The sequence below is a fragment of the Geobacillus sp. G4 genome (assembly GCF_040327975.1).
GTDB lineage: Bacteria > Bacillota > Bacilli > Bacillales > Anoxybacillaceae > Geobacillus > Geobacillus thermoleovorans.
The window spans coordinates 103,327-126,932 of record NZ_JBEPJY010000005.1 but is presented as its reverse complement, the minus strand read 5'-3'; the positions used below and the strand labels follow the sequence as shown (position 1 = coordinate 126,932).

Below are 23,606 nucleotides of genomic sequence, written 5' to 3'. Positions count from 1 at the left end.
TTGAACGATAACAAAAGCTAAACCACATGAAGAAAAAGGACGGAATGACCTGGGGCGACTGGATGGAGATCATGGGGTCCGGCGCGATACGTATAAACGAGTGCGCGGGGCGGTGAGGAGGAAATGGGAAGGAATAAAGACCCTTAGGTTAAAAAACATATACTTGGTATATGGTTGTAATCCTGCCGAGGCAAAACAGCCGCCTAGGCGGCTGTTTTTCTTTTAGATCAGCAGCGGACGCGCCGCTTTCCTCGAGAGGGTTCCCAAATCAAGGGCTCGGGCGGGGCATTGGGTTTTTTCGTCTGAACAGGCGCCGGTTCGGGCGGTCGCCAAGGCCGCTTTCCGCCGTCAAAAATTTCTCCTACCCCCTCCCGCTCCCGTTGTGTACAATAAAAGAAAGGGAGGCGTGACGATGAGGGCGGAGTTATGGCAAGAGCAGCGGCTGCAGTTGTCGCTGACAAAGGAACTTGTGCAGGCGATTGAACTGTTGCAATATTCCGCAGTGGATTTGGAAGCGTTTTTATATGAACAGTCGCTGGAAAACCCGTTTTTGGAAATTCGCCGCACCCGGGTGCGGCAACGGCCAAGCCGGACAGAAAGAGACCAAAAGCAATGGCTCGAGAACATTGGCGCCCGCGCAGAGACACTTGTTGGCCATTTGCTTTCTCAGCTGCCTGCGTTGAAGCTGGCCGATCGGGAAGAGCGCATCGTCCGTTATCTCATTGCCTCGCTCGATGAGGATGGCTATTTGCGCGTGCCGCTTGCCGAGCTGGCGGCGCGGTTTTCCGCATCGGAACAAGAGATGGAACGGGGGCTGCGCCTTGTGCAGTCGCTCGACCCGCCGGGAGTCGGCGCCCGCGATTTGGCGGAATGCCTCTTGCTGCAACTGGAACGTCTTCCTGAGCGCGACGAGCTGGCGGAGATGATCGTCCGCTACCATTTTGTCCCCTTTGCGGAAAAGTCGTGGAAAACGCTGGCCAAGCAGCTTGGCGTCAGCCTTGGCGAACTGCAACGCGTCTTCGAGCTCATTCGCACACTCGAGCCGCGGCCAGGCATTCACTATTCGAGCGAAACACCGCCTTTGGTGGTGCCGGATGTCATCGTCGTCCGCGGGGCGGAAGGGGACTGGATGGCCGCCTATAATGATGACATCCATCCGGAGCTCGGATGGAATCGGGAGTACGAGCGGCGCATCGCTACATCCGGCGACCGGCATGCCGAACAGTTTATCAAAGAAAAATATCGGCAGTTTACATGGCTCGCGAAAAGTTTGGAGCAACGGAAACAGACGCTTCTCCATTTGACGGCCGTCATCATCGACCGCCAGCGCTCGTGTTTGGAGTTTGGGCTTTCGGCGCTCAAGCCGATGACGATGCGCGAGGTGGCCGAGGAGCTCGGCGTTCATGAATCGACGGTGAGCCGCGCGGTCCGGCATAAATATGTGCAAACGCCGTTTGGCACCGTGGAGTTGCGCCGTTTCTTTTCAAACGCCGCGACGGCCGCAGGGGATGAAGCGGCATCGTCCGCCCGCGTGAAAGCGATCATTGAGGCCCTTATTTCCGAGGAAGATCGGCGGGCGCCGCTGTCTGACCAACAGCTTGCTGATTTGCTTCGCGATCGGCACGGCATCGCCATTTCGCGCCGCACGGTCGCCAAATACCGCGAGCAGCTGCGCATCCCGTCTTCGGCAAAGCGGAGGCAATATATCGGCCTGCCGTAACGGGCGGCCAATCGAAACGGCAACTGCTGTAGAAAGAGAGGAAGAAATGAATGCATATCCGATTGTATACGAAAACCAATTGCCCGCTCTGCGACAAAGCGAAAGCCGTTTTGACGGAGCTGCGGGCGGACTATTCGTTTACGCTGGAAGAAATTGATATTTACAAAGATGATGAACTGCTGGAAAAATATCAGCTGATGATCCCGGTTGTGGAATTGGATGGCGAAGAAATCGGCTGGGGAGCGATTGAAAAAGAAGCGGTGAGAAAACGGTTGCGGCGGGCGCAAAACAGTTGAACGGCTATCGTCCTCCTGCTATAATGAAAATGGCGCGGGAGGAATTTTTTATGGCACTGCGGGACATAATATGTCATACCGGGACATAAGATGTCCCTATATTCAATCGAGGAGAAAGGATCCATGCAGCCGTTATTGGAGGCACAAAAAAAATTATTGCCTGACTTGCTTGACGTTATGCAAAAACGATATCAAATTTTGCACTCCATTTCGCTTATGGCGCCGATCGGGCGGCGGGCGCTGGCGGCGAGCCTCGGCATGAGTGAGCGGGTGCTCCGGTCGGAAACAGAATTTTTGAAAGGACAAAACTTGCTTTCCGCCGATGTGTCGGGCATGCGGTTGACGGAGGAAGGCCAGGCGCTCCTTCATACGCTCAATGATTTGATGCGGGAAGCGCTCGGACTCAAAGAGCTGGAAGCCGCGCTGCAGGAACAGCTCGGCATTCCGCGGGTGATTGTCGTTGCCGGGGATAGCGACCGTTCCCCTTGGGTAAAAAAAGAAATGGGTAGAGCGTGTGTCGCCTGCATGAAGGAGCTGCTTGAGCCCGGGGACATCGTCGCCGTGGCCGGCGGAACGACGATGGCGGCGGTCGCGGAGATGATGACGCCGGATTCGAAGCTTCGCGATGTGTTGTTCGTGCCGGCGCGCGGCGGCCTTGGCGAAGATGTCGAGAATCAGGCGAACACGATTTGTGCGAAAATGGCGGAAAAAGCGATGGGCCGCTATCGGTTGCTGCACGTGCCTGACCAGCTGAGCGATGAAGCGTACGCGTCGCTTGTCGAAGAGCCGGCGGTGAAAGAAGTGCTTGAGCTCATCCAATCATGCCGCATGGTCGTCCATGGCATCGGTGAAGCGGTGACGATGGCCAAGCGGCGGAAGACGCCGCCTGTAGAGATGGAGAACATCATCGCCCGCCATGCGGTCGCCGAGGCGTTCGGCTACTATTTCAACGAGTACGGCGACGTCGTCCATAAAGTGAAAACAGTCGGCATTCAACTTGAACACCTCCCGCATGTCGAGCATGTCATCGCCGTCGCCGGAGGGGCGTCGAAGGCGAAAGCCATTCGCGCGTACATGAAACGGGCGCCGCACTCGCTATTGGTGACGGACGAAGGAGCCGCAAAAGCGTTCGTAGGGGAGTAATCTCCCTTGCTGATACAATCCAATCGCAAGGAGGAAAATAAGATGGCAGTCAAAGTGGGAATCAACGGATTTGGCCGCATCGGGCGCAACGTCTTCCGCGCGGCATTGAAAAACCCGGACATTGAAGTGGTGGCGGTGAACGATTTAACCGATGCGAATACGCTTGCTCATTTGTTGAAGTACGACTCCGTCCATGGCCGTCTGGATGCCGAAGTGTCGGTGAACGGCAACAACTTGGTCGTCAACGGCAAAGAAATCATCGTCAAGGCGGAACGCGATCCGGCGAACTTGGCGTGGGGCGAGATCGGCGTTGACATCGTCGTTGAGTCGACCGGCCGCTTCACGAAACGCGAAGACGCCGCCAAACATTTGGAAGCGGGTGCGAAAAAAGTGATCATTTCCGCACCGGCGAAAGACGAGGATATTACGATCGTCATGGGCGTCAACCAAGACAAATACGATCCGAAAGCCCATCATGTCATCTCGAACGCTTCGTGCACGACGAACTGCTTGGCGCCGTTTGCCAAAGTGCTGCATGAAAAATTCGGCATCGTCCGCGGCATGATGACGACCGTTCACTCGTACACGAACGACCAACAAATTTTGGACTTGCCGCATAAAGATTTGCGCCGGGCTCGCGCGGCCGCGGAATCGATCATTCCGACGACGACCGGGGCGGCGAAAGCTGTTGCGCTTGTCTTGCCGGAACTGAAAGGCAAATTGAACGGCATGGCAATGCGCGTGCCGACGCCGAACGTATCAGTTGTCGACTTGGTGGCGGAATTGGAAAAAGAAGTGACGGTCGAAGAAGTGAATGCCGCGTTGAAAGCAGCAGCGGAAGGCGAGCTGAAAGGCATTTTGGCCTACAGCGAAGAACCGCTCGTGTCGCGCGACTACAACGGCAGCACCGCTTCGTCGACGATCGACGCGCTGTCGACAATGGTCATTGAAGGCAAAATGGTGAAAGTCGTTTCGTGGTATGACAACGAAACGGGCTATTCGCACCGCGTCGTCGACTTGGCCGCCTACATCGCCTCGAAAGGGCTGTAAAACCAGCTTGGCGTTGAGTTTTCCATCCGTTCAAGTCTATAATAGGGAAATGGAGGGGAGCGGGGAAATGATCCCCACTCCTTTTCCTTTGTCCAAACTGCAGCCAAAAGGGGGCACGAACGATGAACAAGAAGACGATCCGCGACGTTGAGGTGAGGGGAAAGCGCGTCTTTTGCCGCGTCGATTTCAACGTTCCGATGGAGCAAGGCGCCATCACCGATGACACGCGCATTCGCGCCGCACTCCCGACGATCCGCTATTTGATCGAGCACGGGGCGAAAGTCATTTTGGCGAGCCACCTCGGCCGCCCGAAAGGAAAAGTGGTCGAAGAATTGCGTTTGGATGCCGTTGCGAAGCGGCTCGGCGAGCTGCTTGAACGGCCGGTCGCCAAAACGAATGAAGCGGTCGGCGATGAGGTGAAAACGGCGGTCGACCGTTTGAACGAAGGCGACGTGCTCTTGCTTGAGAACGTCCGTTTTTACCCTGGCGAAGAGAAAAACGATCCAGAGCTGGCCAAAGCGTTTGCGGAGCTCGCGGATCTGTATGTCAACGATGCGTTCGGCGCCGCCCACCGCGCTCATGCGTCGACGGAAGGCATCGCCCATTACTTGCCTGCGGTGGCCGGGTTTTTGATGGAAAAAGAACTCGAAGTGCTCGGCAAAGCGCTCTCGAATCCGGACCGCCCGTTTACGGCGATCATCGGCGGCGCGAAAGTGAAAGACAAAATCGGCGTCATCGACAATTTGCTTGAAAAAGTCGACAACTTGATCATCGGCGGCGGACTGGCGTATACGTTCGTCAAAGCGCTCGGCCATGACGTCGGCAAGTCGCTGCTTGAGGAGGACAAAATCGAACTCGCCAAATCGTTTATGGAAAAGGCGAAAGAAAAAGGCGTCCGTTTTTATATGCCGGTGGACGTGGTCGTCGCCGACCGGTTTGCGAACGACGCCAACACGAAAGTCGTCGCCATCGACGCCATTCCGAGCGATTGGGAGGCGCTTGACATCGGCCCGAAAACGCGCGAATTATACCGCGATGTCATTCGTCAATCGAAGCTCGTTGTCTGGAACGGCCCGATGGGCGTCTTTGAAATGGAAGCGTTCGCCCATGGGACAAAAGCGATCGCCGAAGCACTGGCGGAAGCGCCCGACACCTATTCGGTCATCGGCGGCGGGGATTCGGCGGCGGCGGTTGAGAAATTCGGCTTGGCCGACAAAATGGATCATATCTCCACCGGCGGCGGCGCTTCGCTCGAGTTTATGGAAGGAAAACAGCTGCCGGGTGTCGTCGCGCTCGAAGACAAATGACCCACGGCGCCGGATTTGGCGCATGGCGGCTGACGCCGCCCATTGAAAGGAAGGGTGAACGATGAGAAAACGCATCATTGCAGGCAACTGGAAAATGCATAAAACATTGGCGGAAGCCGTTCAATTTGTCGAGAACGTAAAAGGGCACGTGCCGCCGGCCGACGAAGTCGATTCCGTCGTTTGCGCGCCGTTTCTCTTTTTGGATCGGTTGGTGCAAGCGGCAGACGGCACGGATTTAAAAATCGGGGCGCAAACGATGCACTTTGCCGATCAAGGGGCGTACACAGGCGAAGTGAGCCCGGTCATGCTGAAAGACCTCGGCGTCACGTACGTCATCCTCGGCCATTCGGAGCGCCGGCAGATGTTTGCGGAAACGGATGAGACAGTCAATAAAAAAGTATTGGCGGCTTTCACCCGCGGGCTTATACCGATTATTTGCTGCGGCGAATCGCTTGAGGAGCGGGAAGCGGGGCAGACGAACGCCGTTGTCGCCTCGCAAGTGGAAAAAGCGCTCGCCGGCTTGACGCCGGAACAAGTGAAGCAAGCGGTCATCGCTTACGAGCCGATTTGGGCGATCGGGACGGGCAAATCATCAACACCGGAAGACGCCAACAGCGTCTGCGGCCATATCCGTTCGGTTGTTTCGCGCCTGTTTGGCCCGGAGGCGGCGGAAGCGATCCGCATCCAATACGGCGGCAGCGTCAAACCGGACAACATCCGCGACTTCTTGGCGCAAGAACAGATCGACGGCGCCTTAGTCGGCGGGGCGAGCCTCGAGCCGGCTTCATTCTTGCAATTGGTGGAGGCGGGCCGCCATGAGTAAACAACCAGTGGCTCTCATCATTTTGGACGGGTTTGCGCTGCGCGAAGAAACGTACGGCAATGCGGTCGCCCAAGCCCATAAGCCGAACTTTGACCGCTACTGGAGCGAGTATCCGCACGCGACGCTCAAGGCGTGCGGCGAGGCGGTTGGACTTCCGGAAGGACAGATGGGCAACTCGGAAGTCGGGCATTTAAACATCGGCGCCGGCCGCATTGTGTACCAAAGCTTAACGAGAGTGAACATCGCCATCCGCGAAGGCGAGTTTGACCGGAACGAAACGTTTTTGACGGCGATGAACCATGTGAAGCAGCACGGAACGAGCCTTCACTTGTTCGGCTTGCTTTCTGACGGCGGCGTGCACAGCCATATTCACCATTTGTACGCCCTCTTGCGCTTAGCGGCGAAAGAAGGCGTGAAGCGTGTGTACATCCACGGCTTTTTGGACGGCCGCGACGTCGGCCCGCAAACGGCTCCGCAATACATCAAAGAACTGCAGGAAAAAATCAAGGAATACGGCGTCGGCGAAATCGCGACGTTATCGGGCCGCTACTACTCGATGGATCGCGACAAGCGTTGGGACCGGGTCGAAAAGGCGTACCGGGCGATGGTGTACGGGGAAGGGCCGACGTACCGGGATCCGCTCGAATGCATCGAGGACTCGTACAAACACGGCATTTACGACGAATTCGTCCTGCCGTCGGTCATCGTCCGCGAAGACGGCCGGCCGGTGGCGACGATCCAAGACAACGACGCGATTATTTTCTACAACTTCCGCCCCGACCGGGCGATTCAAATTTCGAACACGTTTACGAACGAAGATTTCCGCGAGTTTGACCGCGGCCCGAAACATCCGAAGCATTTGTTCTTCGTCTGCTTGACGCACTTCAGCGAAACGGTGAAAGGATACGTGGCGTTCAAGCCGACGAACCTTGACAACACGCTTGGGGAAGTGCTGTCGCAGCACGGACTGCGCCAACTGCGCATCGCCGAGACCGAAAAATATCCGCACGTGACGTTTTTTATGAGCGGCGGCCGCGAAGAGAAATTTCCAGGCGAAGACCGGATTTTGATCAACTCGCCGAAAGTGCCGACGTATGACTTGAAGCCGGAAATGAGCGCCTATGAAGTGACCGATGCGCTGCTCAAGGAAATTGAAGCCGATAAGTACGATGCGATCATTTTGAACTACGCCAACCCGGATATGGTCGGCCATTCGGGCAAGCTCGAACCGACGATCAAGGCGGTGGAGGCAGTGGACGAATGCCTCGGCAAAGTCGTCGATGCCATTTTGGCCAAAGGCGGCATCGCCATCATCACCGCCGACCACGGCAACGCCGATGAAGTATTGACGCCGGACGGCAAGCCGCAAACGGCTCATACGACGAATCCGGTGCCGGTCATCGTGACGAAAAAAGGCATCAAGCTTAGAGACGGCGGCATCTTAGGCGATTTGGCGCCGACGATGCTCGATTTGCTCGGCTTGCCGCAGCCGAAAGAAATGACGGGGAAATCGTTGATTGTCAAATAATGATGATCTTGAGAAAACGATACGAAAAGGAGTGTGTTCCCATGTCTGCCATTATCGATGTCTACGCTCGCGAAGTGCTCGATTCGCGCGGCAACCCGACGGTGGAAGTGGAAGTGTACACAGAAGACGGCGGCTTCGGCCGCGCCTTGGTGCCGAGCGGCGCCTCGACCGGGGAATATGAAGCGGTCGAACTGCGCGACGGCGATAAAAACCGCTACCTCGGCAAAGGGGTGTTAAAAGCGGTCGAAAACGTCAACGAAATCATCGCGCCGGAAATCATCGGCCTGGAGGTCGCCGACCAAGTGGCGATCGACCGGAAGCTGATTGAATTAGACGGCACGGAAAACAAAAGCAAGCTTGGCGCCAACGCCATTTTGGGCGTCTCGCTCGCCGTGGCCCGCGCGGCAGCGGACGAGCTTGGCCTGCCGCTGTACCAATACTTAGGCGGCTTTAACGCCAAAACGCTGCCGGTGCCGATGATGAACATTTTAAACGGCGGCGCGCATGCGGACAACAACGTCGACATTCAAGAATTTATGATCATGCCGGTCGGCGCGGAAAGCTTCCGCGAAGCGCTGCGCATGGGGGCGGAAATTTTCCACAGCTTAAAAGCGGTGCTGAAAGCGAAAGGCTACAACACCGCCGTCGGCGATGAAGGAGGCTTCGCCCCGAACTTGAAATCGAACGAAGAAGCGCTGCAAACGATCATCGAAGCGATCGAAAAAGCCGGCTACAAACCGGGCGAACAAGTGATGCTCGCGATGGACGTTGCCTCGTCCGAGCTGTACAACAAAGAAGACGGCAAATATCATCTTGAAGGCGAAGGCGTTGTGAAAACGTCGGAAGAAATGGTCGCTTGGTATGAAGAGCTTGTATCGAAATATCCGATCATCTCGATCGAAGACGGGCTCGATGAAAACGACTGGGAAGGCCATAAACTGCTGACCGAGCGGCTCGGCAAAAAAGTCCAGCTTGTCGGCGACGACTTGTTTGTCACAAACACGAAAAAACTGGCCGAAGGCATTGAAAAAGGCGTCGGCAACTCGATTTTGATCAAAGTGAACCAAATCGGCACGCTCACCGAAACGTTTGACGCCATCGAAATGGCGAAACGTGCCGGCTACACCGCCGTCGTCTCGCACCGTTCCGGCGAAACGGAAGACAGCACGATCGCGGACATCGCCGTCGCCACCAACGCCGGCCAAATCAAAACGGGCGCGCCGTCGCGCACCGACCGCGTCGCGAAATACAACCAGCTGCTCCGCATTGAAGATGAACTCGGCCACACGGCCATTTACCAAGGCATCCGCTCGTTTTACAATTTGAAAAAATAACGGGAACAGGCGTCCCCAACGGAGGGGGCGCCTGTCGTTTTGACGGAGGCGAAAAGAGAATCGAATGGCTGGCGGTGATCAAGACGTCTTGACGCATTCAGGAAAGCTGCGCCTCTTCATCAGATGGGATCGTAAATAGTCGTTTTATGATGACGCGCTTGATACATCTCGGCAATCTTTTCCGCCGATGCCTTCAAGAGGTTCGTGACCACACGGATGTCATGCTCGTTCGCATCCTGAAAGATCACGACGCGATGGCGCTTTTTGGAACGACATTGTTTTGTTCCGAATTGACAAGTAAAATCCGATCCTCATCAGAAACAATTTTTTGCATCAAATTTGGGAGTGTGGTATGCTTGTGCACAGAGAGCGCCTCCTAGGTTTGTTTGCGTCGTTACTTACATTCTACAGGAAAGGTGCTCTTTTTTCTATGCTTTTTATGGATATTATTGGTTAATCAACACGCCTGGAACGAAACCATCGATGCTTAGTATGATAGGGCTCATCATCGCCCAATTTGGCCTGGAAAGTAAGAAATCTTTAGGTGCTGTTCCCTTTCCTATTCAAATGAGCTGACATTGTCCCGCATAGGACAAAGCAATGGACGGAGGTGGTTTGTTCGTTTATAATATTTTTGAATCATCAGAATATTAAGGGGATGGGGATGGAACAAATGATTGTCGAGACGCGGTATGGACGGTTGCGCGGGGGGACGAATGAAAGCGTTTTCGTTTGGAAAGGAATTCCGTATGCGAAAGCGCCGGTCGGTGAACGCCGTTTTCTGCCGCCGGAACCGCCCGATGCGTGGGATGGGGTGCGTGAGGCGGCCGCGTTTGGCCCCGTGGTCATGCAGCCGTCGGATCCGATTTTCAGCGGATTGCTCGGGCGGATGAGCGAGGCGCCAAGCGAAGACGGGCTGTACTTGAACATTTGGTCGCCGGCGGCGGATGGGAAGAAGCGCCCGGTGTTGTTTTGGATTCATGGCGGCGCCTTTTTGTTCGGTTCGGGTTCTTCGCCGTGGTATGACGGGACGGCGTTCGCGAAACACGGCGATGTCGTTGTCGTGACGATCAACTACCGAATGAACGTGTTTGGCTTTTTGCATCTGGGGGATTTGTTTGGCGAAGCGTACGCGCAAGCCGGGAATCTCGGCATTTTGGATCAAGTGGCGGCGTTGCACTGGGTGAAGGAGAACATTGAGGCGTTTGGCGGCGATCCGGACAACATCACGATTTTCGGTGAATCGGCCGGAGCGGCGAGCGTCGGCGTGCTGTTGTCGCTTCCGGAGGCCAGCGGGCTGTTTCGGCGCGCCATTTTGCAAAGCGGTTCGGGAGCGCTTCTCCTCCGTTCGCCCAAGACCGCCATGGCGATGACCGAGCGCATTCTCGAGCGCGCCGGCATCCGTCCGGGCGACCGCGGCCGGCTCTTGTCGATTCCCGCCGAGGAGCTGCTGCGGTCGGCGCTGTCGCTCGGCCCAAGAATCATGTACGGTCCGGTGGTGGATGGCCGCGTATTGCGCCGCCATCCGATCGAAGCGCTCTGCGATGGGGCGGCCAGCGGCATTCCGATTCTCATCGGCGTCACGAAAGACGAGTACAACCTGTTTACCTTGACGGATCCGTCATGGATGAAGCTTGGCGAACACGAACTGCTTGACCGGATCAACCGTGAAGTCGGGCCCGTGCCGGAGGCGGCGATTCGCTATTATGCAGAGACGGCGGAGCCGTCGGCGCCCGCCTGGCAAACGTGGCTTCGCATCATGACGTACCGCGTGTTTGTCGAGGGGATGCTGCGGACAGCGGACGCCCAAGCGGCCCACGGAGCGGATGTGTACATGTACCGGTTTGACTATGAAACGCCGGTGTTCGGCGGGCAGCTGAAAGCATGCCACGCGCTCGAGCTGCCGTTTGTGTTTCACAATCTCCATCAGCCGGGCGTCGCGAATTTCGTCGGCAATCGGCCGGAGCGCGAGGCGATCGCCAACGAAATGCATTATGCCTGGCTTTCGTTCGCCCGCACCGGCGACCCGAACGGCGCGCATTTGCCAGAGAAGTGGCCGATCTATACGAACGAGCGCAAACCGGTGTTTGTCTTTTCAGCCGCCAGCCATGTCGAAGATGATCCGTTTGGCTGCGAGCGTGCGGCGTGGATGACGCGCGCATAAGGAAAAAGGAACGGCCAACCGCCGTTCCTTTGTTATTCGTTTGCTCCCGGTGAAGGAAGCCCGAACTGTTCCGCCAGCGCCGGGTCGCGGTCGATCGCCTCAAGCAGCTTCCGCATGACGTTGACGTCAAACGTAAAGTTCGCCCCGATCGGCGAGGTGACGAAAATTTTTCCTTTCTTCGCCTCCCGCGCCCGTTTGAATTGATAGCCGTCAATCGCGATGATGACTCGTTCGTCTGGTCTTGCCATTGAAGTCCCTCCAGTCGTTGCCGATTTGCTTTCTATTGTAACGTATTTCGGCTGCGGACGACAATGATCATACCGCGCCCGAGGCATGGAGCGTCAAGCAGATGGAGGATGAAACGTTCCCACATCTATGCAAAGGGGTAGAGGCAGGGAATTTTTTTGGCCCCCGCCCTCCGATTCAGCTGTCTTGCAAAGACAGGAAACGCAGTCTTTCCTTCAACACCGTTCCATTCTTCCGTTGCCTCCAGGCCGATCAGATCAGGTCAGATACGTTGCGATTTTTGCCAGGCATTCGTCAATGATTTCATCGATTTCCTCCATTTGAGCATCTTCTGGCTTGTATTTTTTTAAAACTTTTAGATGAGGGGCTTTCCAATCTAATGTTTCACAAAAAAGTGAATTTGTGCCTTTCGTCGTGTTGAGACAGGCCCGCCAGTTGCCGCCAACGGCGATCTATGGTATAGTGAAATTATTGCAACGTCGGTCGTTGGAGGTGTCAGGCATGCATGCCTTGCTTGTGACGCTGCTTGTCATTGTGTCGATCGCGCTGATCGCGGTTGTCTTGCTGCAGTCGGGCCGCAGCGCCGGGCTGTCGGGGGCGATCACCGGCGGCGCCGAGCAATTGTTCGGGAAGCAGAAAGCCCGTGGGCTCGATGCGGTGTTTCAGCGCGTGACGGTCATATTGGCCATTTTGTTTTTCGTATTGACGATCCTGGTTACGTACGTACAGCCATCATAAGTCAAACATGGGGCGGTCCATAGAATGAAGGGCTGCCCTTTCTATTTCACACCAGAGAGGAAGGAGAACCTATGATGAAAATTGTTCCGCCGAAGCCGTTTTTCTTTGAAGCCGGGGAGCGGGCGGTGCTGCTTTTGCATGGGTTTACCGGCAATTCCGCCGACGTTCGGATGCTTGGGCGATTCTTGGAATCGAAAGGGTATACGTGCCACGCTCCGATTTACAAAGGGCATGGCGTGCCGCCGGAAGAGCTCGTCCACACCGGACCGGATGATTGGTGGCAAGACGTCATGAACGGCTATCAGTTTTTGAAAAACAAAGGCTACGAAAAAATTGCCGTGGCTGGATTGTCGCTTGGAGGCGTATTTTCTCTCAAATTAGGCTACACTGTACCTACACAAGGCATTGTGACGATGTGCGCGCCGATGTACATCAAAAGCGAAGAAACGATGTACGAAGGTGTGCTCGAGTATGCGCGCGAGTATAAAAAGCGGGAAGGGAAATCAGAGGAACAAATCGAACAGGAAATGGAACGGTTCAAACAAACGCCGATGAAGACGTTGAAAGCCTTGCAAGAACTCATTGCCGATGTGCGCGCCCACCTTGATTTGGTTTATGCACCGACGTTCGTCGTCCAAGCGCGCCATGATGAGATGATCAATCCAGACAGCGCGAACATCATTTATAACGAAATTGAATCGCCGGTCAAACAAATCAAATGGTATGAGCAATCAGGCCATGTGATTACGCTTGATCAAGAAAAAGATCAGCTGCATGAAGATATTTATGCATTTCTTGAATCGTTAGATTGGTAATGGAGAAAGGAGGGGATGGCCAATGGATCATGTGTTGGCCGAACGCATTTTAACGTTTATGCGCGATGAGGCGTACAAACCGCTGACCGTTGAGGAACTGGAGGAAGCGTTTGGGATTGCGGATGCTGAGGGGTTTAAAACGTTTGTCAAAACGCTTGTCGCCATGGAAGAGGAAGGTCTTGTCGTCCGGACGCGCAGCAACCGCTACGGCGTGCCCGAGCGGATGAATCTCGTGCGCGGCAAGGTGATTGGCCACCCGAAAGGATTCGCGTTTGTCACACCGGAGGAGCCGGGACTGGATGATATTTTCATCCCGCCGTCCGAACTGAAAAACGCCATGCATGGCGACACGGTGCTTGTGCGCGTCCAAGCCGATTCATCCGGGGCGCGCCGCGAAGGAACGATCGTCCGCATTTTGGAGCGCGGGGTGAAAGAGGTCGTCGGCACGTACACGGAAAGCAAATATTTCGGCTTTGTCATCCCGGATGACAAACGGATCGTCAATGACATTTTCATCCCGAAAAACGCGGCGAACGGCGCGGTCGAAGGGCATAAAGTCGTCGCCCGGCTCACCTCGTACCCGGAAGGACGAATGAGCGCTGAAGGGGAAGTCGTGCGAATTCTCGGCCATAAAAACGACCCGGGCGTCGACATTTTGGCGATCATCTATAAATACGGCCTTCCGCTTCAATTTCCAGAAGACGTGATCGAGCACGCCAACCGGGTGCCGGATGTCATTACGGAGAAAGACTTGGAAGGGCGCCGCGATTTGCGCGGCGAGATGATCGTCACGATCGACGGGGAAGATGCGAAGGATTTGGACGATGCCGTCACCGTGACAAAGCTTGAAAACGGCAACTATAAGCTCGGCGTTCATATCGCCGATGTCAGCTACTATGTTGAGGAAGGCTCGCCTATTGACCGCGAGGCGTATGAACGCGGCACGAGCGTTTATTTGGTTGACCGCGTCATCCCGATGATCCCGCATCGGCTGTCGAACGGCATTTGCTCGCTCAACCCGAAAGTCGATCGGCTGACGCTCTCGTGCGAAATGGAAATCACCCCGCAAGGAGAAGTCGTCCGCCATGAAATTTTCCCAAGCGTCATCCGCACGGCGGAACGGATGACGTATTCCGATGTCAATAAAATTCTCGTTGACAAAGACGAAATCTTGCGGGAAAAATATGCGCCGCTTGTGCCGATGTTTGAGCTGATGGCTGAGCTTGCCGACATTTTGCGGGCGAAGCGGATGAAGCGCGGGGCGATTGATTTTGATTTTAAGGAGGCGAAGGTGCTTGTCGATGAAAACGGCAAGCCGTACGATGTCGTCTTGCGCGAGCGGTCGGTCGCTGAGCGGTTGATTGAAGAGTTTATGCTGGCGGCGAACGAAACGGTGGCTGAGCATTTCCATTGGTTGAACGTGCCATTTATTTACCGTGTTCACGAGGATCCGAAACCGGAAAAACTGCAGCGCTTTTTAGAGTTCATCACGAACTTCGGCTATGTCGTGAAAGGAACGGGCAACCAAATCCATCCGCGCGCTTTGCAACAAATTCTCGAAGCGGTGCGCGGCGAGCCGGAAGAAATGGTGATCTCGACCGTCATGCTTCGGTCGATGAAGCAGGCGCGCTATGACGCCGAGAGCCTCGGCCATTACGGCCTGTCGACTGAGTTTTACACCCATTTTACGTCGCCGATCCGCCGCTACCCGGATTTGATCGTCCATCGGTTGATCCGGACGTATCTCATCAACGGCCAGATGGATCTTGACACCCAGCAAAAATGGGCGGAAAAGTTGCCTGAAATTGCCGAACACGCTTCCGATATGGAGCGGCGCGCCGTTGAGGCGGAGCGGGAGACGGACGATCTGAAGAAAACCGAGTTTATGGAAGACAAAATCGGGATGGAGTTTGACGGCATTATCAGCTCGGTGACGAACTTCGGCTTGTTCGTTGAGCTGCCGAACACGATCGAAGGCTTGGTGCACGTCAGCTACTTAACGGACGACTATTACCGCTATGACGAACGCCACTACGCATTGATCGGCGAACGGACCGGGAAAATGTACCGCATCGGCGATGAAATCACCGTCCGCGTCATCAACGTCAACAAAGACGAACGGATCGTCGATTTTGAAGTCGTCGGCATGAAGGGACGCCGTCCGCCGAAAGCGAAAGCCGCTCCGGTCGTCATTGAAGGGAAAAAGCAAAAGAAAGGAAAAGCGAAGGCGGAGCCGAAAGCGCAAAGCGGCTCAAACCGCAGCGCGAAGGCGAAAAAGAAGAAAAAGAAAAAACGGTGAGGAAAAGCCGAACGGGCGGCTTTTCCTTCTTTTTCGTTTTTGGTAAAATAAGAAACGCTACGATGAGGAGGGGGAAAACGGATGCCCAAAGGCGAAGGAAAAGTGATCGCCCAAAACAAAAAAGCGCACCACGACTATTTCATCGAAGAAACGTATGAAGCCGGCCTCGTTTTGCAAGGGACGGAAATCAAATCAATCCGCAACGGGCGCGTCAACTTAAAAGATTCGTTCGCTAAAGTGGAAAAAGGGGAAGTGTTTCTCCATAACATGCATATCAGCCCGTATGAACAAGGCAACCGCTACAACCATGATCCGCTGCGGACGAGAAAGCTCCTTTTGCACCGCCGCGAAATCAACAAGCTGATCGGCTACACGAAAGAGCAAGGGTATACGCTCGTGCCGCTCAAACTGTACATTAAAAACGGCTTTGCCAAAGTGGAGCTCGGGGTGGCCAAAGGGAAGAAAAAATACGACAAACGGGAAGACATGAAGCGGAGAGAAGCGCAGCGCGAAATCGAACGGGCGTTTCGCGAGCGGCAAAAACTATAGAGGGTTGGTGATTCAAAGAAAAAACGGGAGATCCCAATTCTTTTTCTATTTAGAGAAACTTTGTCAGATCGACATGCCTTTCTCGTCCAGCGCCGCCGATCTGGGCGCAAAACCCGTTTTTCACCAGCCTTATAGGGAGTCGGTGGTGTATGGGAAAAACAGTTCTCAATCGAATCTTCTCAAGTGGAGAAGCATTGAAACATCGGCTCTTCTTTCCTGGCGAACTCCATCGCTTTGGCAAAAATGACCGTTTTTCACCGGGGGTGAAAACATTCCCATTGAAAATGCGCATCGCCATGGTATAATAAATAATGCAACAGCCAGTTATCCATCGCTTACGCTATTCCGATCTTTCTTCGCCACCGCGGGGACGATCCGGATTCGACAGGGGTAGGTCGAGCTTAAGCGGCGAGCCGAGGGGGACGTCCTCGTAAAAACGTCACCTAAAGATAACTGGCAAACAAAACTACGCTTTAGCTGCCTAATTGCTGCAGCTAGCTCCTCCCGCCATCGCCCGCGTGGCGTTCGAGGGGCTCATATGAAGCGGGCTACGCCCAAATCCGCCGCCTGAGGATGAGGGAAGAGACGAACCAGGCTAGCCGCCGGGATGCCTGTCGGTAGGCGGAACGGACGGCGAAGCGAAATATACCGACTACGCTCGTAGATGCTTAAGTGGCGATGCCTCTGGACGTGGGTTCGACTCCCACCGTCTCCATTTCCAACATCCGAACGGTTCGGATGCGAAATCGTAAAACCCTTGATGCGACCGCGTTTGCGGTCGTTTTTCATTTTTGGGGAATCCTAAAGAAATCGATAGAATCCGAAAAAATTTTGCACGGATTTTGCACCGCGTTTTTACCTTGCATTGTACGTTGTTTTTGAAGATGTAACATATTTTGAAACAGATTGCGTTAAAGACTTTGATGCTGATGAAATATTGGAAGTAGTGCTTATTTCCGCCACTCAATCGCTTGAAAAAGTTAAAATAGTAACCGACGGGGTGAACATCATCATGATTGAGGCGGGGAATGTAGAGTGGCACTCACTTTGAGCGCAATGCTTAAGGGTAATTCTTACAATGCGCGCATACCGTTGGCAGCGGTCTGGGTGACGTGCAGTCGCTCGGGAGAAAGGTGTTTCATGGCGGTCCTCCTTCTGTTCTGGAAAGTGGATGATCTCATTCATCTATATGTGCCTTTATTGGCGGCGATGACAAAACAAAACCGAACGGGACGGTCGATCCGCGTTCGGTTTTGCTTTATGGTTTTTCATGAGGTGGCGGTGGTTGCTTCTTTGTCCGCAGCGGCTTCATGATGGGCCAGCGGGGCGGCAGGATCGGCCCATTGCGGGCGCCAGGCGATGCAAAGCGCCCCGCCGATGATGCCGAGAATCGTGCCGACTAAGAAGCCGCCCAAGGCGCCCATGATCGACAGAATGGCACTGAACATACCGATGATGCCGAGCAAGGTGGATAGCCGCGGCATGGCGTAGGAAAGAATCCCCATCAACATGACCATGCCGCCAAGGAAAAAGCCGACGAACACCATGCTTCCGGGAACGAGAGAAATTTCGTATAGCTGCATCGGAACCCATAAAATCACAAGGCTTGATAACAAGAGAAACGTTGCCCCCCAAAATGGGCGGCGTTTCCGCCAGCGACCGAACGCCTGCCAGCTAGAACGAATGATGCCCAATGTTTCTCATCCTTACTGAAATTAGTTGAGTTTTTCAAAGTACACTTTCATGCCCGGCAGCGACACTTTTTGCTGGAATAAGTAGACGGTTTTGATATCACCGTTTTCGATCGTAATGCTGTCGGCTCCTTGTGTGAATTCTTTGGCCGCTTTCTCGACTGGGTTGCTGGTATCGCCGACATAGCTTTCTTTCATCGTCAAGCTGCCGAAGGAGATGTTTCCGTTAATTTGCGTCGCTTTTTGCACGAGCCCGTCGATTGACACTGGCTCGCTGGCTGCAATGATGACGCGGATGCCGAGCGCTGGAAAATCTTTTGAAATCCGAAGGCCTTGAATCGTCGCTTTTTCGATTTCGTTGACAAATACGGGTGTTTGCGGTGCATTTCCAGCTTCTGCGACTCCGCCGTACATTTTAAACCCGGTGCCGCTCATCTTGTCGAACTGAACGGTAAATTCGCCGACTCCACTGATCGGCACGGCATAGGCGACGCCTGTCAGCCCAAAGATAGACAGCAAAGCGCCAAGAAACAAAAACCCTCCCAACAATGCGGCGAGCAATGGCTTTTTCGCCGTGCGCCCCCCAATGATGACCGGTTTTGCTGCCATTTCCATGGCGTTTCTCCTCCCCCTTTTTTTGAATGATAAGCGATGTAAGCGCTTTAGTAAATCTGTTTAAATTTTATGACAATTATCCGTTCCATTAAATCCCTATGTTTGTCGGATTTTTTAAGTGCTCTTGGACAAACGTGACGGGCAAAAGAAGGAATTGACCGAGCGAATTAAGAAAGTAGATGATCAAAGTAGTCGATAACCAGCGGGGATGCGGGGGGAGGATGGGCATGTCGAAGGAATTAAACGATCATTTGCTTCGTTTGCTGCGGGAGGCGGCGGACATCTTGCATAGGTATGAGGCGGAATTGGATCGGGAATGGAAGCGGATTGGTGAAGCGCTTGGCAAGCGGAATGCGCGGGCCACAGACGTTTTTTCCACCCTGTGCGCATTCGTTCAGCATCGATGGTTGCCGTATGGGGGCGGGCATTCAGCCGATGGGCATTTGGAGCGCATCGCGGCGTTTCATCCGGAGGTGATCATCTTTTCTCTGAATTTAATGGAAAATACGGTTCATCAAGTGTTGAAGGCGCATGCCCAAGCGGCCGCTGCGCTACATCCGGCGGTGCGGTATTTGTTTTTCAAATGGAATGAATGGCTGTTGTATGATATGAATGAACAATCATTCAAAAGCGACGATCGTTCTCCGTGGAAGAAGGAATCCTTGTGGAAAGATGCCGTCATTTTGTTCAACGAATGGATTTTGCGGGCGCAGACGTTCGAGGAATCGGCAGCGCATATTTGTTTTGGTTTTTCCTATTTTCTCCCCTTCAGCCGGTGCGCTCTGTTTCAATTTGTCAATCAGGAGAGCATGGCCATTGGTCTATACGGACATGGAGTAGACAACGAGCAAATCCAGCGTTTGCGCGTGGAATTGGACAGCATTCCGATGTTGAAAGAAAGCGTGGGGAAATTGAAAGCGGAAGTGCATGAATTTCGCCATTTTCGTCCGATTTATGTGCCGAGGGCGAGCGAACAGTTTCCGCGCCTGTATGTGGATTTGTTCGGTTTGGCCTCACTGGTGATCGTTCCGGTGTATGTGCCGACGGAAGGGCGGATGATTGGAGGCGTCGTTCTCGACCGCGGACCGGGCCGCTTCTTTGCCGTTGACCGCCGCCTGTTTCCCGCGCTGATGAAATTTGGCCAAAGCGCGGGGGAGTTGCTGTTGAAATGGATCAAGGCGCCAAAAAAAGAATGGGAAGGGATGGCGGAATCCTTGTCGCCAAGAGAAATCGAGATTTTGAAGCTGCTCGCCGACGGAGCCTCGACATTGGAAGCGGCCTGTCAGCTTTATTTGAGCGAATTTACGGTGCGCGACTACATTTCCAGCGCCTTAAGGAAACTCAACGCGAAAAATCGGACGGAAGCGGTGGCAAAAGCGCTGCGTCTTGGGTTGATCGGATGATGAGGCGGACCGGTCTGTCCGGCCGTTTCATTTCACACCATTTTCGCCGATTGCTCACCGTTTGGACACAGTTTTGTTCTATACTGCCTACTGAAAAACATGAAAACATGGCAGGGGGGAAAACTGTGGAACAAACGGTGAAGGCGGCGGACAAACAGCGGCCGATGTATGCGGCGGTCTGGAGGTGGCATTTCTATGCCGGGATCATCTTTGCGCCGCTTCTGATCATTTTGGCGTTGAGCGGGGCCGTCTATTTGTTTAAGCCGCAGATCGAATCGGCTCTGTACGGCCATTTGTACGAGGTGGACAAGGTAGGGGAAAAAAGGCTGTCTCTCGTTGAGCTGACGGAACGGGTCAAGGAGAAATATCCGCATGATTCCGTTGTCTCTGTGACGCTTGAGAAAGAAGCGAATCGGACCGTGAAAATCGGGATGATGGACAAAGGGGAAATGGTGTTTGCTTTTGTCAATCCGTATACCGGCAAAGTGCAGGGGGCGCTGCGCGCGGATGAGAATTGGACGGAAATCGCGAAAAAAATCCACAGCGAGCTATTGATTGGCGGAACGGCAGCCAACCGTTTTGTAGAGCTGGCGGCTTGTTGGGGCTTTATTTTGTTGGCCACGGGCCTCTATCTTTGGTGGCCGCGGCAATCATTCTCTGTTCTCGGGACGTTTTGGCCGCGCTGGCGGGCGAAAAAACGGTTGGCTTGGCGCGATTGGCATGCAGTGACAGGCATATGGTTGAGCATCGGCATTTTGCTGCTCATTGTGACAGGGATGCCGTGGACAGGGGTCATGGGGGAGGTCATCAACCGCGTGGCGACGGCGACAAACACCGGGTATCCGCCGTTTGCGTTCAGCTTCGGACCGAAGCCGGAATCGAAAGTGGTCACCAAAGACGTGGCGCAAGACGTGCCATGGGCGGCTGAGCAACTGCCGGTGCCTTCTGTTCATACACACAACACGACTTCGTTGTCGCTCGATGACGTGTATGCGATCGCGGAGGCGAAAAAGGTGAAAAAGCCGTTCACCATTTCGCTGCCGCAAGGGCCGAAAGGGGTGTTTACCGTTGCGACATCGAAGACGAAGCCGTGGGATAACGCCCCACCTTGCATATTGACCAATATTCGGGACGGGTGCTGAGCGATGTCCGCTTTTCCGACTACGGCGCATTGGCCAAAGCGATTACGATTGGCATCGCGTTCCATGAAGGGCGGTTGTTTGGGCTGGCCAATCAGCTCGTCAATCTCGTTTTTTGCCTCGGGCTTGTGTTTTTGTGCGTCAGCGGCTTTGTGATGTGGCGCAAGCGCAAGCCGAAAGACGGTTTCGGCGCTCCGGCGCGGGTGAAAGACCCTCAAGCGGCGAAAACGGTGTGGGGCGGCATGATCGCCGCGGCGGTCGTGATGCCTCTATTTGCTTTGTCGCTCGCCGCAATTTGGCTGTTTGATCGTTTTGTTGTGCAAAAGATTCCGAGCATTCGCCGCTTTCTAGCGGCGTAAACATCTTTGGAAGCGGCTTGAATGTCCTTGAGCATCAGGCCGCTTTCTTTTCTCGACGTTGGGTTTTTTTGTCATGTTCTGCATGGGGCGGCATATGGATAAAAAGGGAATCTTCTTCAGCGCATCAAAAGGGAGGAAATGAGAATGAACCAGCCCTACGCGTCTCATGCTTCGTCACCGCAGCTCATTGCCCTGGTTGATCCGTATGTGTACCACGCTTTCCAAGCTTTGAACGGCAAAGAAGTGGTGGTGGAAACCGTCCGCGGTTCGATCCAAGGAACTGTGAGGGATGTGAAGCCGGACCATATCGTCATCTCGGCGCATCAGGCGGTTTATTACATCCGCTTGGCGCAAGTGGTGTCTGTTCGCCTCAGCAATTAATGGAAAAGGAGGAAAAGAGTCGTGGTATTTCAGCGGATCGACCGGCTGGCGATCGAATTGCCGAAGCCGAAGTACGCGGACCCCAATGCGGCTGCCGCTGTCCAGGAGCTGCTTGGCGGCCGTTTCGGAGAAATGTCGACGTTAAACAATTATTTGTTTCAGTCATTCAATTTTCGGCAAAAAAAGAAGCTGCGCCCGTTTTACGAGTTGGTGGCGAGCATCACCGCCGAAGAGTTTGGCCATGTGGAGCTCGTGTCCAATGCGATCAACCTTTGCTTGACCGGCTCCACCCATCCGGGTGATCCGGATGCAGCGCCGATGAAGGATGCGAAAGACAAGCGCAATACGTATCATTTTATCGCGACGGCGCAGACGGCGTTTCCCGGCGATTCGATGGGGAAGGCATGGACGGGGGAGTACGTGTTCAACAGCGGCAACTTGATTTTGGATTTGCTTCACAACTTTTTCCTTGAATGCGGAGCGCGCACGCATAAAATGCGCGTCTATGAAATGACGGACCATCCTACCGCCCGCGAGATGATCGGCTACTTGCTTGTGCGCGGGGGCGTTCATATTTTGGCGTACGCCAAAGCGATCGAAGTGGCTACGGGGGTCGATGTGACGAAACTGCTGCCGATCCCGAAGTTGGATAACCGTGTGTTCGACGAGGCGAGAAAGTATGAGGATCAAGGCGTCCACCGCCGGCTTTATACGTTCAGCGATCGCTATTACAAAGAAATCGTCCGCATTTGGCAAGGAACCCATCCAAGCGATGGACAGCCGCTCGAGGTGGTCGAAGGAGCGCCCCAAGGGGGGGCGATCCCCGATTTGGACGAAGTGCCGGAAGAATTCGCCCCCGGGATTTCGGCCGAAGATTTTTTCGAAATCGCCAAGCGGCTGCAGCGGTCGGCAGGGTTGTGATGAGGCGCCCAACGGCGCCTGATTTTTTTTGGAAAGCCGGTCGTTGAACAAAAAGTGCGGCGCAACGAAGAGATGACGCCAATGTTGTTTTTTCCCTTCACTTGAGCGTCCACGATTGGAGGAATCGCTATCTTTCTTCATGTTGTCCGCCGGCGGAGCGGGCGGCAACGGTTTGGAGCACGTCGAGGAATGTTCGGGCGCTTTTCGGCAAATACCGTTGTCGGTCGAGGATGGCGGCGGCTTCCGCTGTCATCGAAGAGTCGATGATCTCCAGCACCTTGATGCCAGGGAGGCGAAACAAGGCTACGGTGGATTGCGGCACAATGGTGGCCCCAAGGCCTTGGGCGACAAGGGAGAGCAATATGGTCGCGTCCGGGCATTCGCATAGAACGTTCGGTTCAAAGCCATGGCGGCGGCATTCCTCGATGACCCGCTCGTACTGTCCGGCGCCGTGCACCCGGTGGAGAAGGAGAAGCGGCCAATCCGCAAAATCGCGCATGCATAATGAGGGTTGGCCGGTTTTCCATTGCGCCGGCAACACGCCGACATAACGTTCGCCGGGCAGACGGATGACGTCGTAATCAGCCGAGTCGATCGGCAGGCGGACGATGCCGATGTCAATGCGCCGCTCGTAAAGCAGCTGACAAATGGAAAATGTATCTCCTTCACGGAGATGAAAGGTCACGTTCGGAGCTTGTTCATGGAAGTGACGGATGGCTTGGGCCAAATAGTAAAAGCACGATTTGACGCAGCCGATCGACAGCGTTCCCGCCGTTCCCTCTTCGATTTCTTTTACTTCCGCTACGGCGTCATCCAGCTGGGCGAGCAGCCGTTTCGCCTTTTCGTAAAACGCTTTGCCCGGTGCGGTGAGCTCCATTTTTTTCGCCTTCCGGTCAAATAAAGGAACGCCGAGCTCTTCTTCGAGCTGCTTCAGCTGCTGGCTCAGCGGCGGCTGGGCGATATGAAGCTTTTGCGCCGCTTTGGTGATTTGCCCCTCTTCGGCAATCGTGACGAAGTATTTCAGCTGCTTCACATCGATCATGGCCGTGCCTCCTCTCTTGCTTCCATATCTTTTTCGTATAGGA

Annotated in this window: 20 protein-coding genes, 1 other RNA gene and 2 pseudogenes; 18 read left to right on the top strand and 5 right to left on the bottom strand. The window is 54.5% G+C overall.

All coding sequences use genetic code 11. The features are described from left to right. The first annotated feature begins 412 nt into the window (after positions 1 to 412). From rpoN to eno, 8 genes are all read left to right on the top strand, one after another. Positions 413 to 1,720: an RNA polymerase factor sigma-54 gene (gene rpoN, locus ABS784_RS08170; protein ID WP_352512087.1), complete on the top strand. Its 1,308-nt coding sequence runs from the start codon at positions 413 to 415 to the stop codon at positions 1,718 to 1,720. A 50-nt stretch (positions 1,721 to 1,770) separates the two neighbouring features. Further along, a complete protein-coding gene (locus ABS784_RS08165) occupies positions 1,771 to 2,016 on the top strand; it encodes a glutaredoxin family protein (RefSeq protein ID WP_014196719.1) in 246 nt (81 codons plus the stop codon). Positions 2,017 to 2,139: 123 nt separating this feature from the next. Beyond that, positions 2,140 to 3,159 (top strand): sugar-binding transcriptional regulator, encoded by a 1,020-nt coding sequence (locus ABS784_RS08160; protein ID WP_011232529.1) that lies wholly within the window; start codon positions 2,140 to 2,142, stop codon positions 3,157 to 3,159. 42 nt (positions 3,160 to 3,201) lie between these two features. Continuing rightward, positions 3,202 to 4,209 (top strand): type I glyceraldehyde-3-phosphate dehydrogenase, encoded by a 1,008-nt coding sequence (gene gap, locus ABS784_RS08155; protein ID WP_011232528.1) that lies wholly within the window; start codon positions 3,202 to 3,204, stop codon positions 4,207 to 4,209. 122 nt (positions 4,210 to 4,331) lie between these two features. Beyond that, the gene (locus ABS784_RS08150; RefSeq protein WP_062898916.1) at positions 4,332 to 5,516 is read left to right on the top strand and encodes a phosphoglycerate kinase; all 1,185 of its coding nucleotides are present in this window, start codon (positions 4,332 to 4,334) and stop codon (positions 5,514 to 5,516) included. A 61-nt stretch (positions 5,517 to 5,577) separates the two neighbouring features. Beyond that, on the top strand, positions 5,578 to 6,339 hold the full coding sequence (gene tpiA, locus ABS784_RS08145) for a triose-phosphate isomerase (RefSeq protein ID WP_011232526.1): 762 nt from the start codon (positions 5,578 to 5,580) through the stop codon (positions 6,337 to 6,339). Next, complete coding sequence (gene gpmI, locus ABS784_RS08140; protein ID WP_352512084.1) at positions 6,332 to 7,867, top strand: 2,3-bisphosphoglycerate-independent phosphoglycerate mutase; 1,536 nt, start codon at positions 6,332 to 6,334, stop codon at positions 7,865 to 7,867. The genes tpiA and gpmI overlap by 8 nt, the downstream gene beginning before the upstream one ends. A 41-nt stretch (positions 7,868 to 7,908) precedes the next feature. Further along, positions 7,909 to 9,201 carry a phosphopyruvate hydratase gene (gene eno, locus ABS784_RS08135; RefSeq protein ID WP_011232524.1) on the top strand — a complete coding sequence of 431 codons (1,293 nt, stop codon included), beginning with the start codon at positions 7,909 to 7,911 and terminating at the stop codon, positions 9,199 to 9,201. A 152-nt stretch (positions 9,202 to 9,353) separates the two neighbouring features. Here the strand turns inward: eno and ABS784_RS08130 are convergent. Further along, positions 9,354 to 9,509: pseudogene (locus tag ABS784_RS08130) on the bottom strand (IS4 family transposase); the annotation flags it as partial. 356 nt (positions 9,510 to 9,865) lie between these two features. On the opposite strand from ABS784_RS08130, the gene ABS784_RS08125 reads away from it, so the two are divergent. Next, entirely contained in the window at positions 9,866 to 11,365 is a 1,500-nt protein-coding gene (locus ABS784_RS08125) for a carboxylesterase/lipase family protein (protein ID WP_352512082.1), read from the top strand. Positions 11,366 to 11,397: 32 nt separating this feature from the next. Here the strand turns inward: ABS784_RS08125 and ABS784_RS08120 are convergent, their stop codons facing one another. Continuing rightward, the gene (locus tag ABS784_RS08120; protein WP_352512080.1) at positions 11,398 to 11,613 is read right to left on the bottom strand and encodes a hypothetical protein; all 216 of its coding nucleotides are present in this window, start codon (positions 11,611 to 11,613) and stop codon (positions 11,398 to 11,400) included. Positions 11,614 to 12,112: 499 nt separating this feature from the next. Between ABS784_RS08120 and secG the strand changes: the two genes are divergently transcribed. From secG to ssrA, 5 genes are all read left to right on the top strand, one after another. Further along, positions 12,113 to 12,349, top strand: coding sequence for a preprotein translocase subunit SecG (gene secG, locus ABS784_RS08115; RefSeq protein WP_011232516.1), 237 nt, complete (start codon positions 12,113 to 12,115; stop codon positions 12,347 to 12,349). A gap of 74 nt (positions 12,350 to 12,423) precedes the next feature. After that, positions 12,424 to 13,164: a carboxylesterase gene (gene estA / locus ABS784_RS08110; RefSeq protein WP_025039237.1), complete on the top strand. Its 741-nt coding sequence runs from the start codon at positions 12,424 to 12,426 to the stop codon at positions 13,162 to 13,164. 22 nt (positions 13,165 to 13,186) lie between these two features. Next, positions 13,187 to 15,463 (top strand): ribonuclease R, encoded by a 2,277-nt coding sequence (gene rnr / locus ABS784_RS08105; RefSeq protein WP_352512077.1) that lies wholly within the window; start codon positions 13,187 to 13,189, stop codon positions 15,461 to 15,463. 81 nt (positions 15,464 to 15,544) lie between these two features. Then, positions 15,545 to 16,012 carry an SsrA-binding protein SmpB gene (gene smpB, locus ABS784_RS08100; protein ID WP_011232513.1) on the top strand — a complete coding sequence of 156 codons (468 nt, stop codon included), beginning with the start codon at positions 15,545 to 15,547 and terminating at the stop codon, positions 16,010 to 16,012. Positions 16,013 to 16,378: 366 nt separating this feature from the next. Then, positions 16,379 to 16,730: a transfer-messenger RNA gene (gene ssrA, locus ABS784_RS08095) on the top strand. 550 nt (positions 16,731 to 17,280) lie between these two features. Here the strand turns inward: ssrA and ABS784_RS08090 are convergent. Beyond that, positions 17,281 to 17,706 carry a DUF6114 domain-containing protein gene (locus ABS784_RS08090; RefSeq protein ID WP_011232511.1) on the bottom strand — a complete coding sequence of 142 codons (426 nt, stop codon included), beginning with the start codon at positions 17,704 to 17,706 and terminating at the stop codon, positions 17,281 to 17,283. A gap of 21 nt (positions 17,707 to 17,727) precedes the next feature. Further along, a complete protein-coding gene (locus ABS784_RS08085; RefSeq protein ID WP_352512075.1) occupies positions 17,728 to 18,318 on the bottom strand; it encodes a DUF6230 family protein in 591 nt (196 codons plus the stop codon). 227 nt (positions 18,319 to 18,545) lie between these two features. On the opposite strand from ABS784_RS08085, the gene ABS784_RS08080 reads away from it, so the two are divergent. From ABS784_RS08080 to ABS784_RS08060, 4 genes and pseudogenes are all read left to right on the top strand, one after another. Continuing rightward, positions 18,546 to 19,721 carry a helix-turn-helix transcriptional regulator gene (locus ABS784_RS08080; RefSeq protein WP_352512073.1) on the top strand — a complete coding sequence of 392 codons (1,176 nt, stop codon included), beginning with the start codon at positions 18,546 to 18,548 and terminating at the stop codon, positions 19,719 to 19,721. 125 nt (positions 19,722 to 19,846) lie between these two features. After that, positions 19,847 to 21,219, top strand: a pseudogene (locus ABS784_RS08075) (PepSY-associated TM helix domain-containing protein). 144 nt (positions 21,220 to 21,363) lie between these two features. Further along, positions 21,364 to 21,600, top strand: a complete 237-nt coding sequence (locus ABS784_RS08065; protein WP_013144273.1) for a YuzF family protein — start codon at positions 21,364 to 21,366, stop codon at positions 21,598 to 21,600. 21 nt (positions 21,601 to 21,621) lie between these two features. Continuing rightward, complete coding sequence (locus tag ABS784_RS08060) at positions 21,622 to 22,521, top strand: manganese catalase family protein (protein WP_023633694.1); 900 nt, start codon at positions 21,622 to 21,624, stop codon at positions 22,519 to 22,521. 127 nt (positions 22,522 to 22,648) lie between these two features. Here ABS784_RS08060 and ABS784_RS08055 read toward each other — a convergent pair whose 3' ends face one another. Beyond that, positions 22,649 to 23,563 (bottom strand): LysR family transcriptional regulator, encoded by a 915-nt coding sequence (locus ABS784_RS08055; protein WP_352512066.1) that lies wholly within the window; start codon positions 23,561 to 23,563, stop codon positions 22,649 to 22,651. Between the last annotated feature and the right edge of the window lie 43 nt (positions 23,564 to 23,606).

Coding starts and splice junctions, on each gene's coding strand:
- rpoN (WP_352512087.1), top strand. CDS start 413: ATGAGGGCGGAGTTATGGCAAGAGCAGCGGCTGCAGTTGTCGCTGACA.
- ABS784_RS08165 (WP_014196719.1), top strand. CDS start 1,771: ATGCATATCCGATTGTATACGAAAACCAATTGCCCGCTCTGCGACAAA.
- ABS784_RS08160 (WP_011232529.1), top strand. CDS start 2,140: ATGCAGCCGTTATTGGAGGCACAAAAAAAATTATTGCCTGACTTGCTT.
- gap (WP_011232528.1), top strand. CDS start 3,202: ATGGCAGTCAAAGTGGGAATCAACGGATTTGGCCGCATCGGGCGCAAC.
- ABS784_RS08150 (WP_062898916.1), top strand. CDS start 4,332: ATGAACAAGAAGACGATCCGCGACGTTGAGGTGAGGGGAAAGCGCGTC.
- tpiA (WP_011232526.1), top strand. CDS start 5,578: ATGAGAAAACGCATCATTGCAGGCAACTGGAAAATGCATAAAACATTG.
- gpmI (WP_352512084.1), top strand. CDS start 6,332: ATGAGTAAACAACCAGTGGCTCTCATCATTTTGGACGGGTTTGCGCTG.
- eno (WP_011232524.1), top strand. CDS start 7,909: ATGTCTGCCATTATCGATGTCTACGCTCGCGAAGTGCTCGATTCGCGC.
- ABS784_RS08125 (WP_352512082.1), top strand. CDS start 9,866: ATGGAACAAATGATTGTCGAGACGCGGTATGGACGGTTGCGCGGGGGG.
- ABS784_RS08120 (WP_352512080.1), bottom strand. CDS start 11,613: ATGGCAAGACCAGACGAACGAGTCATCATCGCGATTGACGGCTATCAA.
- secG (WP_011232516.1), top strand. CDS start 12,113: ATGCATGCCTTGCTTGTGACGCTGCTTGTCATTGTGTCGATCGCGCTG.
- estA (WP_025039237.1), top strand. CDS start 12,424: ATGAAAATTGTTCCGCCGAAGCCGTTTTTCTTTGAAGCCGGGGAGCGG.
- rnr (WP_352512077.1), top strand. CDS start 13,187: ATGGATCATGTGTTGGCCGAACGCATTTTAACGTTTATGCGCGATGAG.
- smpB (WP_011232513.1), top strand. CDS start 15,545: ATGCCCAAAGGCGAAGGAAAAGTGATCGCCCAAAACAAAAAAGCGCAC.
- ABS784_RS08085 (WP_352512075.1), bottom strand. CDS start 18,318: ATGGAAATGGCAGCAAAACCGGTCATCATTGGGGGGCGCACGGCGAAA.
- ABS784_RS08080 (WP_352512073.1), top strand. CDS start 18,546: ATGTCGAAGGAATTAAACGATCATTTGCTTCGTTTGCTGCGGGAGGCG.
- ABS784_RS08065 (WP_013144273.1), top strand. CDS start 21,364: ATGAACCAGCCCTACGCGTCTCATGCTTCGTCACCGCAGCTCATTGCC.
- ABS784_RS08055 (WP_352512066.1), bottom strand. CDS start 23,563: ATGATCGATGTGAAGCAGCTGAAATACTTCGTCACGATTGCCGAAGAG.